Genomic DNA, 16,303 nt, shown 5'->3' on the forward strand with positions numbered 1-16,303 from the left:
TTCGAAAGGGGCGATGGCCTAAAATACACTTAAGTCTTAAGACTTAAAGTCTTATTATAAAAAGCTGAAATCGGCGTTAAAATTCGTAATGAACACCAAACGATAAGTCTTCACTAGTTAAAGCAAAGCCGTAGCCATTATCTCCTAAAGCGTAATCATCTCTATAGCCAACAAATCCACATTTAGCTAAAACACTAAAATGCTTACTTAGTTTTATCGCAATGCCCGGTTTAAGTCCAAACTCAAAACCAGCTTCAGAATCGTGACCCTTCACTTTTACAGAAGAAATTCCAAGACCACCGTCGACGAACAAACGAACAATTTTGTTTTCATAGAAAGAATATCGAGCATACGGATTGAACACGACAGCGTTAGTAGAAACGTCAGAATCATCAAAAGAAGAGTGTACAAAACCAAAAGAAGCACCGACAGCCCATTTTTCATTTAAATTATATCCAACTTCAGGAGCAATTGAGAATGTCGTTGTGTTTTCATCATCATTACTCCATAATGAAGTACTTCCTGCAACATACACTTGAGCTTTAGCCACAAAAGAAAACATGACCATCACAAATACTAATCCAATCTTTTTCATTTTTAATCCTATTTTAAATTAACACTAAAGTCGTTTTTGACACGACTATTTCTTAAAAAAACCGAGACAAAGATATATGCTTTTTTCTACTTAGAAACAAAAAAATAAATTTATTTACAATAGAGTTTATTTCTAAAAAGACTCATTCACCTCTAGATTAAGACAAAACCAGAAACTCAAAGCGAGCAAAGAAAGAAGCGGCTAACCTTTAATAAAGCCATGTTCCATAATAACAGCATCGATTTATCATAATGACAAAAGATCGTGATTTATTATTATAATCTGAATACCATATCTAAATTAGTCTTACATTTGTACCCATTATGAAAAGCCTATATTTAGCCACAATATTTGCAGGTGCAATAACCTGCCTACTCACCTCTCTATTAATCTTTGCCCGTAGAAAGAGTGGAGAGCGCTCACGTGTGATCCTTGCTTGCATTGTCTTATTTTCAGTATTCAATTATATTCCACGGTTTATAGCTTTATGCCACGACGAAGAACCCAATTTGGTGATCTCGGTTCCCATGTTAGTCCTCGCTCTATTCATGGTAATTTCTTACATCATGTATCCCATTGAGGTCATCTCGCCAAACTATCTCAATTTCAGACGAATCCTTAAACTCTATAGCCCTTGTATACTACTAGCCGCAATTTATGGGCTCTGTCTGCAACTAGGCGTAAAATTTCCACCATACCATTCATTACTCGACATGCTCCCTCAATTTACAATGTTCCATGTTTGGTTTCGTCTTTTGCTTGCGATGTTGATTTTTGCCCCGGTACTATTCGTATTTACTATTCCTTATACGCGACGCTATAACAACACCAATAAGACATGGATTTTAAAATATACCCTATGCCTCACAGTAAACATCATGGCCTATATAACTTTGCTCATATCCGATTCACTAATAGTCAGAACCTTATATTATTACATCAGCGTAGGATGCAGTCTTTACATTGCCTATATGGAACTCTTCGAAAGGCTTATAAGAAAACATCCGGTAGCCATGACCGAAGTGGTTCCTCACTCAATTGACAAAACGGTTGTTATAGAACAACCGATTACAAAGCAACATCCTCTATGCGAAAAGATCATCTCGCACATGAACTGTACTAACGACTATCGAGATCCCGATCTTTCACTAAATACTTTGGCCAGCGCATTGTGTACCAATCGTACCACCCTGTCAAATGCCCTGCACGAATTGGGATATGCTAGCTTCAGCGCTTATATTAACACGTTGCGCATCGAAGACTTCATAAGACGTATACAAAACAAGGAATCAACAAATTATCAGGATACGTTCTATGCCGTTGGGTTTCGTTCGAGAGCTACTGCACTTCGAAATTTCAAGCAATACACCGGAAAAACACCATCAGAATATTTCATTGATTAATATTCCAATAGCTATATTTATTCCTTGATTGCAGATAATTCCACGTAGTTACCTTCCGGATCAATAATAGCGGCCTCGTAACACCCGTCACCGGTACGCCTTGTATCAGAAGCTATAGTATAACCATCCTTTCGCAAAAGGTCTACTAATGCATCCACATCCCTCTCAGTACCGATTTCAATATCGAAATGAGCAATTCCTTTTATAAATCCTCGTGAAGAAGGTTCCTCTGTGATAATAGGACGACTCATCAACTCAATTTGACTTCCTCCATCAGGAAAAGACAAAAAGTAAGATTTGAATTGTTTTATCGGATTAAAATACATCTCATTGGATGTGCAATCAAAATATTTCATATAAAATGCACGCACGACCTCCAAGTCGTCGCACCATATCGCTAAATGATCTATCTTCATAAATTAAATTCTAAATCGTTTATAATCCTATAAATAAGACTTTGCATCCTAATATAAAAAAGAGGAGATACAAAATAAGCTGTCTCAAATTGATTATTGAAACAGCTTATTTTGTATCCAACTTAACAATCAGCTTATTTCATCTCTTCAATCGCTGCTTGCGCTGCTGCTAAACGTGCAATAGGTACACGGAACGGAGAACAGCTCACGTAGTTCAAACCAACCTGATGACAGAACTTCACAGAAGATGGTTCACCACCATGTTCGCCACAAATACCACATTTCAAGTCCGGACGACTAGCGCGACCCTTTTCAGTAGCCATACGCACCAACTGTCCAACGCCTTTTTGATCGAGCACTTGGAATGGATCGACCTTTAAGATCTTCTTCTCTAGATAAACCGGAAGGAATGAAGCAATATCATCACGTGAATAACCGAAAGTCATCTGCGTCAAGTCGTTCGTTCCAAAAGAGAAGAACTCAGCCGAAGAGGCGATCCGGTCGGCAGTTAAAGCCGCACGAGGTATTTCGATCATTGTACCGACCTTATAGTCGATGCTATCATTAAATTCGGCAAACAACACTTTAGCTTCAGCACGAATGATATTTTCTTGCTCTTTAAACTCATGAACGATACCAGTCAACGGCACCATGATTTCCGGATGAGTCTCTACACCCTCTCTCTTCAACTCTAAAGCTGCACCTAAGATTGCTCTAGTCTGCATCTGAGTGATTTCCGGATAAGTGTTTCCAAGACGACAACCACGGTGACCCAGCATCGGATTATGCTCACACAATGATTCTACACGTTGTTGGATATATTGCAAGCTAACGCCCATGGTGTCGGCCATCTCTTGTTGACCCTTCAAATCGTGAGGAACAAACTCATGCAAAGGAGGATCAAGCAAACGAACCGTTACCGGACAACCTTCCATTGCCTTGAAAATACCTTTAAAGTCCTCTTGTTGATAAGGTAAAATCTTCGCCAATGCCTTCCGGCGACCTTCAGCATTCTCAGCCAAGATCATCTCACGCATTGCCTTAATCTTTTCACCTTCAAAGAACATATGCTCCGTACGACAAAGTCCGATGCCGACTGCCCCAAAGTTACGAGCCACCTCAGCATCATGAGGCGTATCTGCATTTGTACGAACCGTCAAACGCGTATATTTATCCGCCAAGCTCATCAGTTCGGAAAAATCGCCCGATAACTCAGCAGCTCTTGTTTCCACCATACCATGATAAACTTCTCCTGTACTACCATTCAATGAGATATAATCCCCTTCTTTCAAAGTAATACCATCAATTTCTACCGTACGATTCTTATAGTCGATATTCAATGCACCGGCACCGGAAACACAACATTTACCCATACCACGAGCCACAACCGCAGCATGAGAAGTCATCCCGCCACGTGCAGTCAAGATACCTTGCGCCACTGCCATACCGGCTAAGTCTTCCGGCGAAGTCTCCACACGGACCATAATCACATCCTTCTTCGCAGCTGCCCATTCCGCAGCATCATCAGCAAAGAAAACAATCTGACCCGTTGCTGCTCCGGGAGAAGCCGGTAATCCACGAGTTAACACTTTAGCCTGTTTTAAGGCTTCTTTATCGAATACCGGATGAAGAAGTTCATCCAATTTATTGGGTTCAACGCGCATCACAGCCGTTTTCTCGTCAATCATACCTTGATGTAACAAGTCGACAGCAATCTTAACCATCGCCGCACCGGTACGTTTACCGTTACGCGTCTGCAAGAACCAAAGTTTACCTTCTTGAACGGTAAATTCCATATCTTGCATATCTTTATAATGGTTTTCAAGTTTGGTTTGCAAAGCATCGAGTTCTTTATAAATCTCAGGCATTGCTTCTTCCATTGAAGGGTATTTACCTGCACGTTCCTCTTCACTTACTCCGGCCAATTCAGCCCAACGTTGAGAACCGATCTTGGTGATCTGTTGCGGTGTACGGATACCAGCTACCACATCTTCACCCTGAGCATTAATCAGATACTCCCCATTGAACAAATCTTCACCTGTTCCGGCATCACGCGAGAAACAAACTCCTGTAGCCGAATGGTCGCCCATGTTACCAAAGACCATCGCTTGCACAGTAACCGCTGTACCCCATTCATCAGGAATTCCCTCCATCTTACGATAAAGGATTGCACGATCGTTCATCCAAGAGTTGAATACCGCACAAACCGCTCCCCAAAGTTGTTCTTCTGCAGACGTTGGGAAATCATGTCCGGTTTGCTCTTTGACAGCCAATTTAAATTTCTTCACTAGATCTTTCAAGTCAGCCACCTCAAGCTCATTATCCAGCTTCACACCTTTAGCGTGTTTTACTTCCTCGATAATCGCCTCGAACGGATCAATATCTTCCTTGTTGACCGGTTTCATGCCAAGTACCACATCGCCATACATCTGTACGAAACGACGATAAGAGTCCCATGCAAAACGTGCATTACCGGTTTTACGGGTCAACCCCTCAACCACTTCGTCATTCAAACCTAAGTTTAGAATGGTGTCCATCATTCCCGGCATTGAAGCACGGGCACCCGAACGTACAGAAAGTAATAATGGATTTTCAACATCTCCGAATTTCGATTTCATTAGGCTTTCCACATTAGCAACAGCTTTTTTAACTTCATCGCCTAATAGAGAAACCACTTTATCTTGTCCTAATTCATAATATTCGGTGCAAACGTCTGTCGTGATCGTAAATCCGGGAGGAACGGGCACGCCAATCAAATTCATTTCAGCAAGATTGGCTCCTTTACCTCCCAATAAATTCTTCATATCGGCCTTGCCTTCAGCTTGGCCATTTCCAAAGGTATAAACTCTTTTTTTATTCATAATATTGATTTTAAAGTTGCATTAGATTTGTATTTCCATTCGCAAATCTAAAGATATTTCGGAAACTTGAAAACTTTTGTGATAAAAAAAATGACCTAAAATGTAATTTCGACTTTACAATTACGAATATTTTTAGATACACGAAAATATTCTAAAAAAAATACCTAATTTTGCAGCATTAATATTAGATTGGTGTAAAAGTGGCAAGAAAGAAGAAAGAGCTTCCTTTATTAGAGAAGGTAACAATAACAGATGTGGCTGCAGAAGGCAAGGCCATTGCAAAAGTAAATGACTTAGTGGTTTTTGTACCCTATGTGGTACCCGGTGATGTAGTCGATCTCCAGATTAAACGTAAGAAAAACAAATATGCCGAAGCCGAGGCTGTTCACTTCCATGAATATTCAGCAGTACGCGCTGTCCCCTTCTGTCAGCACTATGGGGTTTGCGGTGGATGCAAGTGGCAAGTCCTCCCCTATTCGGAACAAATCAGATATAAGCAACAAGAGGTTGAGAACAATCTAAAACGCATTGGCAAGATCGATCTTCCGGAAATCTCTCCAATCTTAGGATCAGAGAAAACGCAGTTCTATCGCAACAAGCTAGAGTTCACCTTTTCCAATAAACGTTGGCTGACCACCGAAGAAGTTCGTCAAGATGTGAAATACGACCAGATGAACGCTGTTGGCTTCCATATTCCTGGTGCATTCGACAAAGTGTTGGCCATCGAAAAATGTTGGCTTCAGGACGACATCTCCAATCGCATCCGTAACGCTGTACGCGACTACGCCTACGAACACGATTACTCCTTCATCAACCTCCGTTCACAAGAAGGTATGTTGCGTAACATGATCGTACGCACCTCATCGACCGGCGAACTGATGGTTATCGTGATTTGTAAGATCGTAGAAGATCAAGAGATGGAGCTGTTCAAACAACTTCTACAATACATAGCCGATACCTTCCCTGAAATCACCTCTTTACTCTATATCGTTAATAATAAATGCAACGATACGATCAACGATCTTGATGTCCATGTCTTCAAGGGAAATGATCACATCTTCGAAGAGATGGAAGGTCTTCGTTTCAAGATCGGACCAAAGTCGTTCTATCAGACCAATTCCGATCAAGCCTATAACCTCTATAAGATCGCACGCGAATTTGCAGGGTTAACCGGCGAAGAACTCGTATACGACCTATACACAGGAACCGGAACAATCGCCAACTTCGTCTCTCGTCAAGCCCGTCAGGTGATCGGCATCGAATATGTGCCCGAAGCCATCGAAGATGCCAAGATCAACGCTGAGATCAACGGCATCAAGAACACCTTGTTCTATGCAGGAGACATGAAAGATATCCTCACTCAGGACTTCATCAACGAGCATGGACGTCCCGACGTCATCATCACCGACCCTCCTCGTGCAGGTATGCACCAAGACGTGGTTGATGTGATCCTATTCGCAGAGCCTAAACGCATTGTTTATGTCAGCTGTAACCCGGCTACACAAGCTCGCGACCTACAACTGCTCGATGGTAAATACAAGGTTCTGGCTGTACAACCGGTGGATATGTTCCCACATACTCACCATGTGGAAAACGTGGTCTTGCTTGAGCTCAGACCAGAAACTAATGAAATTTAAAAAAGATTATGGCAAAGAAAATGAGAAGAACACCGGCTGAGAAAGCTCGTGCTCAATATACCGACTACGCTGTTAAAGAGCCCATGGAGCTCATGGCCTTCTTGGCTGCCAAGATGCCGGATGCTAGTCGTACGAAACTAAAAGCCTTGCTAAGCAAACGAATCGTATTGGTCGATAACGTGATCACCACACAATTCAACTTTCTCCTCAAACCGGGCATGAAAGTTCAGATTAGCAAAGAAAAAGGCAAGAAAGAATTCAGTAACCGATTGATGCAGATCGTTTACGAAGATGCATATATCATTGTCATCAATAAGATGCAAGGCTTATTATCGGTCAACACCGAGCGCCAAAAAGAGCGTACAGCCTATAGCATTTTGAATGAGTACGTTGGTCGTTCTGCTAGAAATCGCAGAGTCTACACCGTACATCGCCTAGACAGAGACACTTCGGGCATCATGATGTTTGCCAAAGACGAAAAGACACAGCATACCTTACGCGACAACTGGCAAGAGATTGTGACCGACCGCAGATACGTAGCCGTAGTCACAGGCGAGATGGAAAAAGACTATGGTACAGTTACCTCATGGCTAACCGACCGTACGCTTTATGTCAGCTCTAGCCCCGTGGACGATGGTGGATCGAAATCGATCACTCACTACCGGACCATCAAACGAGCAAATGGTTATTCTTTGCTTGAGCTTGATCTGGAAACCGGACGTAAGAATCAGATTCGTGTACACATGCAAGAGTTAGGACACCCGATCATTGGAGATGGTAGATACGGCGGCGAAGGCAACCCCAACCCCATCAACCGATTGGCGTTACATGCCTTCAAGCTTTGCTTCTATCATCCGGTAACCGGTCAGGTGATGGAGTTTGAAACTCCGTACCCGGGTGAATTCAAGAAACTATTCTTGAAGAACCGCTCGTAAGGAGGAAAAAGATCGACGACGATAGAAACAACTAAAGACAAAGATCAATTAAACATTGAATCCCCTAACTTCATAGTATGGAGTTAGGGGATTCAATGTTTCTATTTGCAAAATCCAGACTATTTTACAGATTTACAAACCTAATAAAGGCCTGTTTGAAAAGACTAATTCCGTCGATCTCAAAAGACTCGATAATTCCCTCTTTCGGGGTCATTTGATTAATGTTTAACTTGTCCTGATTTTAACGGGACACTAATGAGCTTATGTTATTAATCCGTTCTGGAAAAAATGTATTGTTTGAGTTTAACCGGTACAAATTTTGAATTTATACCGGTTATTATTTAATATAGCTGCTATTCTCTGTATCTTTGCAAAAATAAAAGTAACTCTTAAATCGTATATGTATTCAAAACTTAATGATAAAATATTCAATTTTCTGTCACCGGAACAATCCGATACAGAACTACTAAAGTCCCTTTTTAAATATCAGTTTACCTCTAAAGGCACATCGTTGATTGAGATAGGAAAACGAACAGATAAGGTATTCTTTATAAATTCTGGATATTTAAAATATTCAAAAATAGCAGATTCAGGAGAAGAATTAATTATTCATTTATATGCTCCCAATAATTTTGCAACTTCCTTAAATAGTTTCTTTCTTGGCACAAAATCCGAAGAAGAGTTGCAAGCTATTACAGATTGTGAGTTACTATATATCTCAAGGTCGGATTTAGACAGTTTATATTCCACTAGTCCAGAATGGCAAAGCTTTGGACGAAAATTGATGGAAAGTTTCCTAATTGAGAAAGAAGAACGTATCATTGAGCAACTATCATTAAGTGCTCAAAAGAGATACCAGAAACTACTAGAAAACAAACCGGATATTATTCAGAATGTACCAGTAAAATATATAGCTTCATACATTGGCATACAACCGGAATCATTAAGTCGTATAAGGAAAACCTATTAACTAACATTTGTTAGGGAGTTAAATGCTCCGCCTTGCCTATATTTGCCGGAAAACAACGAAAAATATGAAAACAGTCTTAATAACGGGTGCATCAAGCGGAATAGGTAAAGAAACTGCTATCCTATTTGCAGATAGGGGTTGGAACGTAGCAGCAACTATGAGAAATCCAAAGAATTTATCAATGTTTGCTGGCAATAAAAACATAAAAGCCTATTTTCTAGATGTAAAAGACCTAAAGTCCATTAAACTCTGCATAACACAGGTTATAACTGATTTCTCAAAAATTGATGTTATTGTAAACAATGCTGGGATATATACAACTAACCCACTTGAATTAACATCGAATGAAACTATCGAAGATATTATTGACACAAATATCAAAGGGGTTTTATATACCACTAAATTAGTATTAGAGCATTTCAGAGGAAATAAATCAGGAACGATAGTGAATATTTCTTCCATTGCCGGACGTGTTACATTTCCATTCCAATCTATCTATCATACATCTAAATGGGCAATAGAGGGATTCAGTGAGAGTCTTTATTACGAACTAAAGCCATTCAATATAAAAGTAAAAATCGTTGAACCTGGAATGGTCAGAACAAATATCTATAATTCCGTATTTGAATTGCCAATTGAAAATTATTCGATTGAATACCAGACTAAGTTCAAAAAATGGCATAGTTATTTGATGAAAAATTACAAAAAGGGATATTCTCCAAGATTAGATGCTGAAACAATTTATAAAGCTGCAAACAGCTGTAGCAAGAGAATGAGATATACTTCGGATTTTAGCACAAAATTAGTATTTTCTCTTCGTTCTCTATTTCCATTGTCTGTATTTCAAAATATCATTAGTATGCAAAGTAAAGTGTAAACATTATCAATGAAATCATTCGGTATAGATTATATTTCATTAGTGTGTCTTATAGTGACTTAAACTGATATAGGTAGACACTATTAGTAACTAAAAAATAGTGTTTTATGAGAGATCAACAAATTCGTCGTTACACAGAGAGTGAAAAGTTATCTATTCTTCGTGATTATTACAGCAGTTGTGAGTCAAAAAGTTTCATTGTAAAGAAGTATTTTCTTTGCGGTACTGCTTTATTAAATCGTTGGATAAAAAGTTACCCAATTGAAGAGTATTCGGTATATTTGGACAATTTACATACCGACTTGCTTATGACCGAAAAAAAACCGGATGATTTATCCTCTATTGATTCAAAAGAAGCTTTAGAAAAGCGCATTAAAGCTTTAGAGAAAGCTCTTGCTTACTCTCAGTTAGAAACTCGTGCTTTAAATGTTTTGATTGATATAGCAGAAAAAGAAGTAGGCATTCCCATCAGAAAAAAATCTGGGGCCAAGCAGTAACTACACTTTGCAAGCAGCATGGCCTGTCCGTTAGTACTGCTTGTAGACTGTTTGGCCATTGTAGACAGGCTTATTATCAACTAAAAACCAACTATATAGAGGAATGTAGTCAACAAGAACGTATTCTTTCTGCTGTCAAAGAACAGCGTACTGAAGACCCTGGTATCGGTGGCCTTAAACTTTATATTATGTTAGTTTCAATTTTCGGTCGGGAAAACATGCCAGGTCGAGATCGCTTCCTCTATTTATTACGTAGAAAAAGGTTGATGCTTCCTGTGCCCAGGACTCGTCATACGACCAACTCTAATCATCGTTATCATAAATATAAGAATCTCATACGTGGATTTGTACCCAGTGCGCCCAATCAGTTGTGGGTGAGTGATATCACTTACATAGACACCCAAGTGGGATGCCTTTATCTTCACCTGATAACCGATGCATATTCCCATAAAATAATCGGATGGAAATTGTCTAATTCACTTAAAGCCATTCATACATTGGGTGCTTTACAAGAAGCAATTAAAGGTACGGGGAAAGAAGATCTCAAAGGACTGATTCATCATTCAGACCGCGGTAGTCAATACTGCTGCAATGCTTATGTAGAAGAGCTTAAATGCAGAAATATCAGTATTAGTATGACGGAAGATTACAAACCGACCGACAATGCTATTGCTGAGCGTATGAACGGCATCATTAAGCAAGAATTAATTTATAGAATAGACCGTTTTAAGAATGACAAAGAAGCAGAAGAACTTATCGGTAAATTTATACGCTTTTATAATGAAAAGAGACCGCATATGAGCATAGGTATGCAAACGCCAAATTGCACACATGAACAATCCGGATCACAATATAAAATGTGGAAGAATAAAATTTATAAGAAAAAGGTAACTGAAAACCCTGACATTTTTATAGATTTGCAAACCCAACAACAAGCTCTAGTGACGGTTTAAACCATCAGTAGAGCAAGAACGAGAGGTACATCGAATACCTCTCATTCTTACCCAACAACAAGCCCAGCTCTGGATTGTCCATACTTTTAGAGATTGAAATCTAATTGTGTAAACAAAACCAGTGTAAAAGAAAAGGAGCTGTCTAGCTTTTCAGATCCTAAAGATTAAAACTGTAAATGAAATCAGGCAAGGAAAAACAAAACAGTCTACCTTTTAAGTTTGAAAGAATAAAAACTGTCTACTCAATTCAGTAAAAGTCATAGGAATACATTACGATCTAAGTTTAATACAGCGAGCAAAAAAGTTTCATCCCAATGAAGTTCTAGTTTCGTACTGACAAAGCAAAAGTTTCATACGCTCAAACCGTCAGTTTCGACGTATGAAAATATTTTTCCAAATGAGGAAACTAAAATGGCAATGTCTTATCCTGGAAATGGTTGACGTTTTATATTCTCTAGACGGTATTTAGTTGCCAATATTATTTATTATCCCTAAATCAGGTGGTTCTTCTTCAATTTAGTTGAATTGATTTCTTATGCGTAAGTTGTAGTAAGGTTTGATAGATTACTTACTGATTGGAGAATTGACACACTTTCATATACATATAATCGATTAATATACAGTATTTTATATGTAAAAAGGCTAGGCTTTTTGTCAAATATTTAGTATCTTTATATCGCCAAACACAAAGAAATACTAATGACAAATAAGCCTAACCGTAACAAAGTTACAAAAAATATATTGCGCCTTCAAAATTCTACAACCAATACTAGTAAAATCAACGAGATATCCTCTATATACTTATCCTCAGAAATTATTATTGAAAATATAGAGCATAAAGACAATATGATGTTTCTATATGCTCGTTCTTCTAAAAATAGTGGTACTTGTCCCTATTGTAACCATGAAAGCAAACGTGTTCATAGTAAATACACAAGAACAATTAAAGATTTATCTATATTGGGGAGGGGAGTCATCCTAGTTTTTGAAATACGTAAATTTTTCTGTAACACCGAAGAGTGTATCAAGCGAACATTTGCAGAGCAACCAGGTAATGAGATTTTTCGCTATAGACGTAATACACGTAGACTTGAATTAACTATAACACGACATGGGTTAAAGACTTCTTCTATATCTGCTAGCAATTTGCTATTCCATTTAGGCATTAATTTAAGTTACTCCACTGTTCTTCGCAATATACATCGTCTAACTCCCTCTCAATTTGACGATATTAAAACAGTTGGAGTAGATGATTGGGCATGGCGCAAGGGGGTTAATTATGGTACTATTATTATTGATATGCATAGCAAATACCCAGTAGATCTATTGGGAAATAGAGCCGAAGAGAGCTTTAAAAGTTGGATTGAAAACCATAAGCAGGTAAACATGGTAAGTCGGGATAGATCAACCGATTATAGCTCTGCTGTAAAAGCTATTGGGCGACCTATCACTGAAATAGCTGATAAATTTCATCTAATCAAGAATATGTCAGACCGTCTTCTGAAAACGATTAGTGCACACTATGCTGATTATCGTGAGGTTATTAGAAAGAATGAGCCTACAATTGAGAATGTCCCAGAAGAAAAAGTTATTACATTTATTCCATCTCATAAAAAGCAAAAGGTGGATTTTAGAATAATCATGTTTAGAGAGGTAAAAGAACTTCAAACAAAAGGATTTAAGCCTACTACAATCTCAAAAAAATTAGGTATAGCGCGCCAGACAGCAACAAAATATTATAATATTACTGAACTGCCCAAACGCAATAGTAAAGAAAGAAATGAATATCACATTTACGACAAATATGTAGAAGAGCATATTGCTTATGGTAATACGCTTAAGAGTGCCTATGAAGAAATATCTAATAGTGGATTTAAAGGTGCACGAACTCCATTTTATACTCATTATGCATATTTAAGTGATGGACATAGAGGACGTAAATCCTCCAAGAATAAAACGGAAAAGGCGGCAAAACCTGTGGATGAAAGATCCAAACTAGTACCACTAAAAGTAATATCATCAGTAATAGACCGCTCTATATACAACAAGGTTATCAATTCGTCTGAACAGCAACTGATAGATACTTTGCTACAATTTGACTGGTTTACCCAGATATATGATGCAGCCAAATCTTTCTATACAATCATTACTGGTTCCGAATCTGACAGATTAATAAAATGGATGAAGAGGTATTGGAAGACTGGGAATCCTATGCTAAAAACCTTTCTAATAGGTATAAAAAGGGATTATAAAGCTGTTAAGAATACAATTAGATACAATATCACTAATGGTATAACTGAAGGATTTGTCAACAAACTAAAAGCCATAAAGCGCATAATGTATGGAAAGTCAGGACTTGAGTTATTAAAGAGAAAAATGGTTATGGAGCATATCTTTTTCAACTAAATTGAAGAAGAACCAATCAGGTTGACCTTTTTTAGCATACGTACTAAATCGGGTTGACTAAATCACGTTAAAAGGAAGATAGGAGAAAAAATACCTCCTTTTCCTTTTTAATTGCCTATCAGAAGGCTTTGATTATTGTCAAGAAACATACGCCCACTAGGTGGCAGATCATTGATCTGCCACCCATCTGCAACACCTATCCACAACACCATTTAATACCTGTAAATCAACATATTAATAATCATCTTATGGCAGATGGCAGATCATATTCAAAAAAAACCAGGAGAAGAGAAGAGATTATGATCCGCCTACGAATAAATAAATAAATAAATAAATAAATAAATGAATGAATGAACGATGAAGTAATCAGTTCGTTTTCGATGCATCCTTGTTACCTTACATTATAAGCCTTTTCCGATAATTATAAAAACAATTTAGTGCGTCCACTCTATGAACGTTAAAGTGCTAGCCGAAAATCCTTAAACTACAGATTCAAGAGTAAAACCACCAACACTCCATATTCAAAATTCCCGGAAAACATTCTTTTACTAAAATTAATATTCTAATTTTGCATTTGAAGGATTAATCTACACTATGAACACGACTGACGACATACTGCTTTTGAAGTTAATTCAATCCGGCGATGAACATGCTTTTAAGTATCTGTTTGATACTTATTTTTCTTCTTTGTGTCGTTTTATGAATGTATATTTAAACGATAGACAAGAGTCGGAAGAGTTAGCTTTGGATATTTTTTTGTATGTATGGGAGCATCGCCAAGAAATAGAAGTGAAAATATCTCTAAAAGCTTATTTGTTTCGTGCCGCTCGCAATAAATGCTTAAACTGCTTACGCGATCGGAGAACAAATCTTTCGCTAGATGAACTAAATGACCAAGGGCAGATCGCTGTAGATCCTTCATCTCTAGAGATGGAAGAACTGACTCACTTGATAGAAGAAGCTATTTGTTCACTTCCCGACCGGTGTCAGGAGGTTTTTAGAAAGAGCCGGGAGGAAAACCTTTCGAATCAGCATATAGCCAACGAGATGCAAATTTCCATAAAAACAGTAGAAGGACAGATCACAAAAGCCTTGAAGCGTATTAAAGAGTTTCTGGGTGAACAGTATACATATCTTTTTTAATGCTTACAAAGCAAGCCCAGATGCCATGTCACTAAATTTTGATGTCGTTAGAACATTAATAATGAAGATAGAATATTATAGTGTTTCTTTCTAGAGTATCCCTTTCAAACAGACGTGGCATAACTTCTTTCTGCATATAAAAAACAAATCTAAGAACAGGTTAAATCGGTCGTTTCCCTATCAATGAGTGTGCATTCATTGATAGGGAAACGACCGACTTTTGTATGAGATAAAATGGACCAACACATGTTCTGCCAATGGTGAGAAAGAAAGTCCCAATTGATGATATTGAGAGAAAAAGAAAAATTATTGTTAGATTCAGTAAGGGGTAGCCTTAGTTTTTGTGTCATAGTAGTATAGAACGTTAAATGGCGCATATTATATGAAAAAAGGAATTCCTTGGGACTTGATAATCTTGAAGCTTCAGCAACGAATAACGATTGAAGAAGATAGGCAACTTATGAGGTGGACGGACGATAACCGAAATAAGGAAGTCTTTGATGAATTGCAGCAAGTATGGCAAAAAGTACAAAATAATGCCTCGAGTTATGTGCCCGACAGCAATCGCTACTGGAAAGAGCTGTCTAAACGCATGGGGGCAACTGATAATGGAGTTAGACCTAAACCGAACACCAAACCTCTTTCATTTATCAGTTTCATTCGCCGATATGCAGCAGTTGCGTGCATTGCGTTAGTTGTAATTTTTTCTATTTCATTCTACCTAGGAATTAAAGTCGGTCAACCGAAAGTTGAAGAATTGGTTTATAACAACCTTATCGGAAAATCTAGAATGACTCTTCCGGATGGAACAGAAGTTTGGTTACATTCGAAAACGTCTTTGACTTGTGACACATATTATGATTGGAAATACCGACAGATCCATTTGACAGGAGAAGCTTATTTTGATGTCGCACATAACAAAGATAAACCTTTTATTATTCAGACAGAAGGAATGAAGGTAATCGTTCATGGTACAAAGTTCAACATAGAATCATTCCCTGACTCTGGAAACACATTTGTCAGCCTGGTTGAAGGCTCAGTGGCTTTAGAGACGAGTATAGAGAAACGTTTTTTGAAGCCTGGAGAGATGGCGACCTACAATAAAAACAGTAATCAGCTTACAGTAGAAAAAACGAATGTTGACTTTGAATCTTCATGGGCTAAGGATAAGTTGGTTTTTGAGAAACGCCCATTGGGGGTTATCTGTAAGTTTTTGTCGAAATGGTATAATGTCAAGATTAAGCTTGACCCACGACTGTCGGATAAATATCTTTATACATTTAAACTACAAAAAGAGTCATTGGAAGAGGTTATGCGCATTATGAATCGCATTCATCCGATGAATTATACGTTTAATGAACAAAATGAATTAATAATATCTGCACAATAAGATCAATTGTATGTATTAATTAGGCGAATCAGTTGTTAACCTTTGATCCCTATTTTTAAGTCATAATCATCGCAGATATGCATATATCTTTTTATAAGTTTTACTCTTTGTCCTTATGAATTATCATTGGAATAATGAGTGCTTTATTTTTCTAATAGATTGACATTAAAGAAGATTGAGAAAGAAAGGAAAGAAGATCATTAACTAAACAATAACCTTT

At 38.0% G+C, this 16,303-nt stretch carries 13 protein-coding genes; 10 read left to right on the top strand and 3 right to left on the bottom strand.

The window, feature by feature from the left end; genetic code table 11:
- Nucleotides 1-76: 76 nt before the first annotated feature.
- The gene (locus AC4PG5_RS04270; RefSeq protein WP_492030210.1) at nt 77-595 is read right to left on the bottom strand and encodes an outer membrane beta-barrel protein; all 519 of its coding nucleotides are present in this window, start codon (nt 593-595) and stop codon (nt 77-79) included.
- Between the two features lie 323 nt (nt 596-918).
- Here AC4PG5_RS04270 and AC4PG5_RS04275 point away from each other — a divergent pair, with 323 nt between their 5' ends.
- Nucleotides 919-1,998 carry a helix-turn-helix domain-containing protein gene (locus AC4PG5_RS04275; protein ID WP_492030211.1) on the top strand — a complete coding sequence of 360 codons (1,080 nt, stop codon included), beginning with the start codon at nt 919-921 and terminating at the stop codon, nt 1,996-1,998.
- Nucleotides 1,999-2,015: 17 nt separating this feature from the next.
- Here the strand turns inward: AC4PG5_RS04275 and AC4PG5_RS04280 are convergent, their stop codons facing one another.
- Nucleotides 2,016-2,414, bottom strand: coding sequence for a VOC family protein (locus tag AC4PG5_RS04280; protein ID WP_492030212.1), 399 nt, complete (start codon nt 2,412-2,414; stop codon nt 2,016-2,018).
- 134 nt (nt 2,415-2,548) lie between these two features.
- Entirely contained in the window at nt 2,549-5,275 is a 2,727-nt protein-coding gene (gene ppdK / locus AC4PG5_RS04285) for a pyruvate, phosphate dikinase (protein ID WP_492030213.1), read from the bottom strand.
- A 200-nt stretch (nt 5,276-5,475) separates the two neighbouring features.
- On the opposite strand from ppdK, the gene rlmD reads away from it, so the two are divergent.
- The 9 genes from rlmD (at nt 5,476) to AC4PG5_RS04330 (ending at nt 16,083) form a co-directional block, all read left to right on the top strand.
- Complete coding sequence (rlmD, locus tag AC4PG5_RS04290; protein ID WP_492030214.1) at nt 5,476-6,912, top strand: 23S rRNA (uracil(1939)-C(5))-methyltransferase RlmD; 1,437 nt, start codon at nt 5,476-5,478, stop codon at nt 6,910-6,912.
- Between the two features lie 8 nt (nt 6,913-6,920).
- Nucleotides 6,921-7,847, top strand: a complete 927-nt coding sequence (locus AC4PG5_RS04295; protein WP_492030215.1) for an RluA family pseudouridine synthase — start codon at nt 6,921-6,923, stop codon at nt 7,845-7,847.
- A gap of 400 nt (nt 7,848-8,247) precedes the next feature.
- Nucleotides 8,248-8,817, top strand: coding sequence for a Crp/Fnr family transcriptional regulator (locus tag AC4PG5_RS04300; RefSeq protein ID WP_492030216.1), 570 nt, complete (start codon nt 8,248-8,250; stop codon nt 8,815-8,817).
- Nucleotides 8,818-8,881: 64 nt separating this feature from the next.
- Entirely contained in the window at nt 8,882-9,694 is an 813-nt protein-coding gene (locus AC4PG5_RS04305; RefSeq protein ID WP_492030217.1) for an SDR family oxidoreductase, read from the top strand.
- Between the two features lie 107 nt (nt 9,695-9,801).
- Nucleotides 9,802-10,191, top strand: coding sequence for a transposase (locus tag AC4PG5_RS04310; RefSeq protein ID WP_492029086.1), 390 nt, complete (start codon nt 9,802-9,804; stop codon nt 10,189-10,191).
- A gap of 47 nt (nt 10,192-10,238) precedes the next feature.
- On the top strand, nt 10,239-11,144 hold the full coding sequence (locus tag AC4PG5_RS04315) for an IS3 family transposase (RefSeq protein ID WP_492030658.1): 906 nt from the start codon (nt 10,239-10,241) through the stop codon (nt 11,142-11,144).
- A 699-nt stretch (nt 11,145-11,843) separates the two neighbouring features.
- Entirely contained in the window at nt 11,844-13,550 is a 1,707-nt protein-coding gene (locus tag AC4PG5_RS04320) for an ISL3 family transposase (protein ID WP_492028660.1), read from the top strand.
- Between the two features lie 594 nt (nt 13,551-14,144).
- A complete protein-coding gene (locus AC4PG5_RS04325; protein ID WP_492030218.1) occupies nt 14,145-14,693 on the top strand; it encodes an RNA polymerase sigma-70 factor in 549 nt (182 codons plus the stop codon).
- A gap of 382 nt (nt 14,694-15,075) precedes the next feature.
- The gene (locus AC4PG5_RS04330; RefSeq protein ID WP_492030219.1) at nt 15,076-16,083 is read left to right on the top strand and encodes a FecR family protein; all 1,008 of its coding nucleotides are present in this window, start codon (nt 15,076-15,078) and stop codon (nt 16,081-16,083) included.
- Nucleotides 16,084-16,303: the final 220 nt, after the last annotated feature.

The organism is Bacteroides sp. QWL-09 (assembly GCF_058683585.1).

Coding starts and splice junctions, on each gene's coding strand:
- AC4PG5_RS04325 (WP_492030218.1), top strand. CDS start 14,145: ATGAACACGACTGACGACATACTGCTTTTGAAGTTAATTCAATCCGGC.
- AC4PG5_RS04310 (WP_492029086.1), top strand. CDS start 9,802: ATGAGAGATCAACAAATTCGTCGTTACACAGAGAGTGAAAAGTTATCT.
- AC4PG5_RS04330 (WP_492030219.1), top strand. CDS start 15,076: ATGAAAAAAGGAATTCCTTGGGACTTGATAATCTTGAAGCTTCAGCAA.
- AC4PG5_RS04275 (WP_492030211.1), top strand. CDS start 919: ATGAAAAGCCTATATTTAGCCACAATATTTGCAGGTGCAATAACCTGC.
- ppdK (WP_492030213.1), bottom strand. CDS start 5,275: ATGAATAAAAAAAGAGTTTATACCTTTGGAAATGGCCAAGCTGAAGGC.
- AC4PG5_RS04320 (WP_492028660.1), top strand. CDS start 11,844: ATGACAAATAAGCCTAACCGTAACAAAGTTACAAAAAATATATTGCGC.
- AC4PG5_RS04305 (WP_492030217.1), top strand. CDS start 8,882: ATGAAAACAGTCTTAATAACGGGTGCATCAAGCGGAATAGGTAAAGAA.
- AC4PG5_RS04300 (WP_492030216.1), top strand. CDS start 8,248: ATGTATTCAAAACTTAATGATAAAATATTCAATTTTCTGTCACCGGAA.
- AC4PG5_RS04295 (WP_492030215.1), top strand. CDS start 6,921: ATGGCAAAGAAAATGAGAAGAACACCGGCTGAGAAAGCTCGTGCTCAA.
- AC4PG5_RS04270 (WP_492030210.1), bottom strand. CDS start 595: ATGAAAAAGATTGGATTAGTATTTGTGATGGTCATGTTTTCTTTTGTG.
- AC4PG5_RS04280 (WP_492030212.1), bottom strand. CDS start 2,414: ATGAAGATAGATCATTTAGCGATATGGTGCGACGACTTGGAGGTCGTG.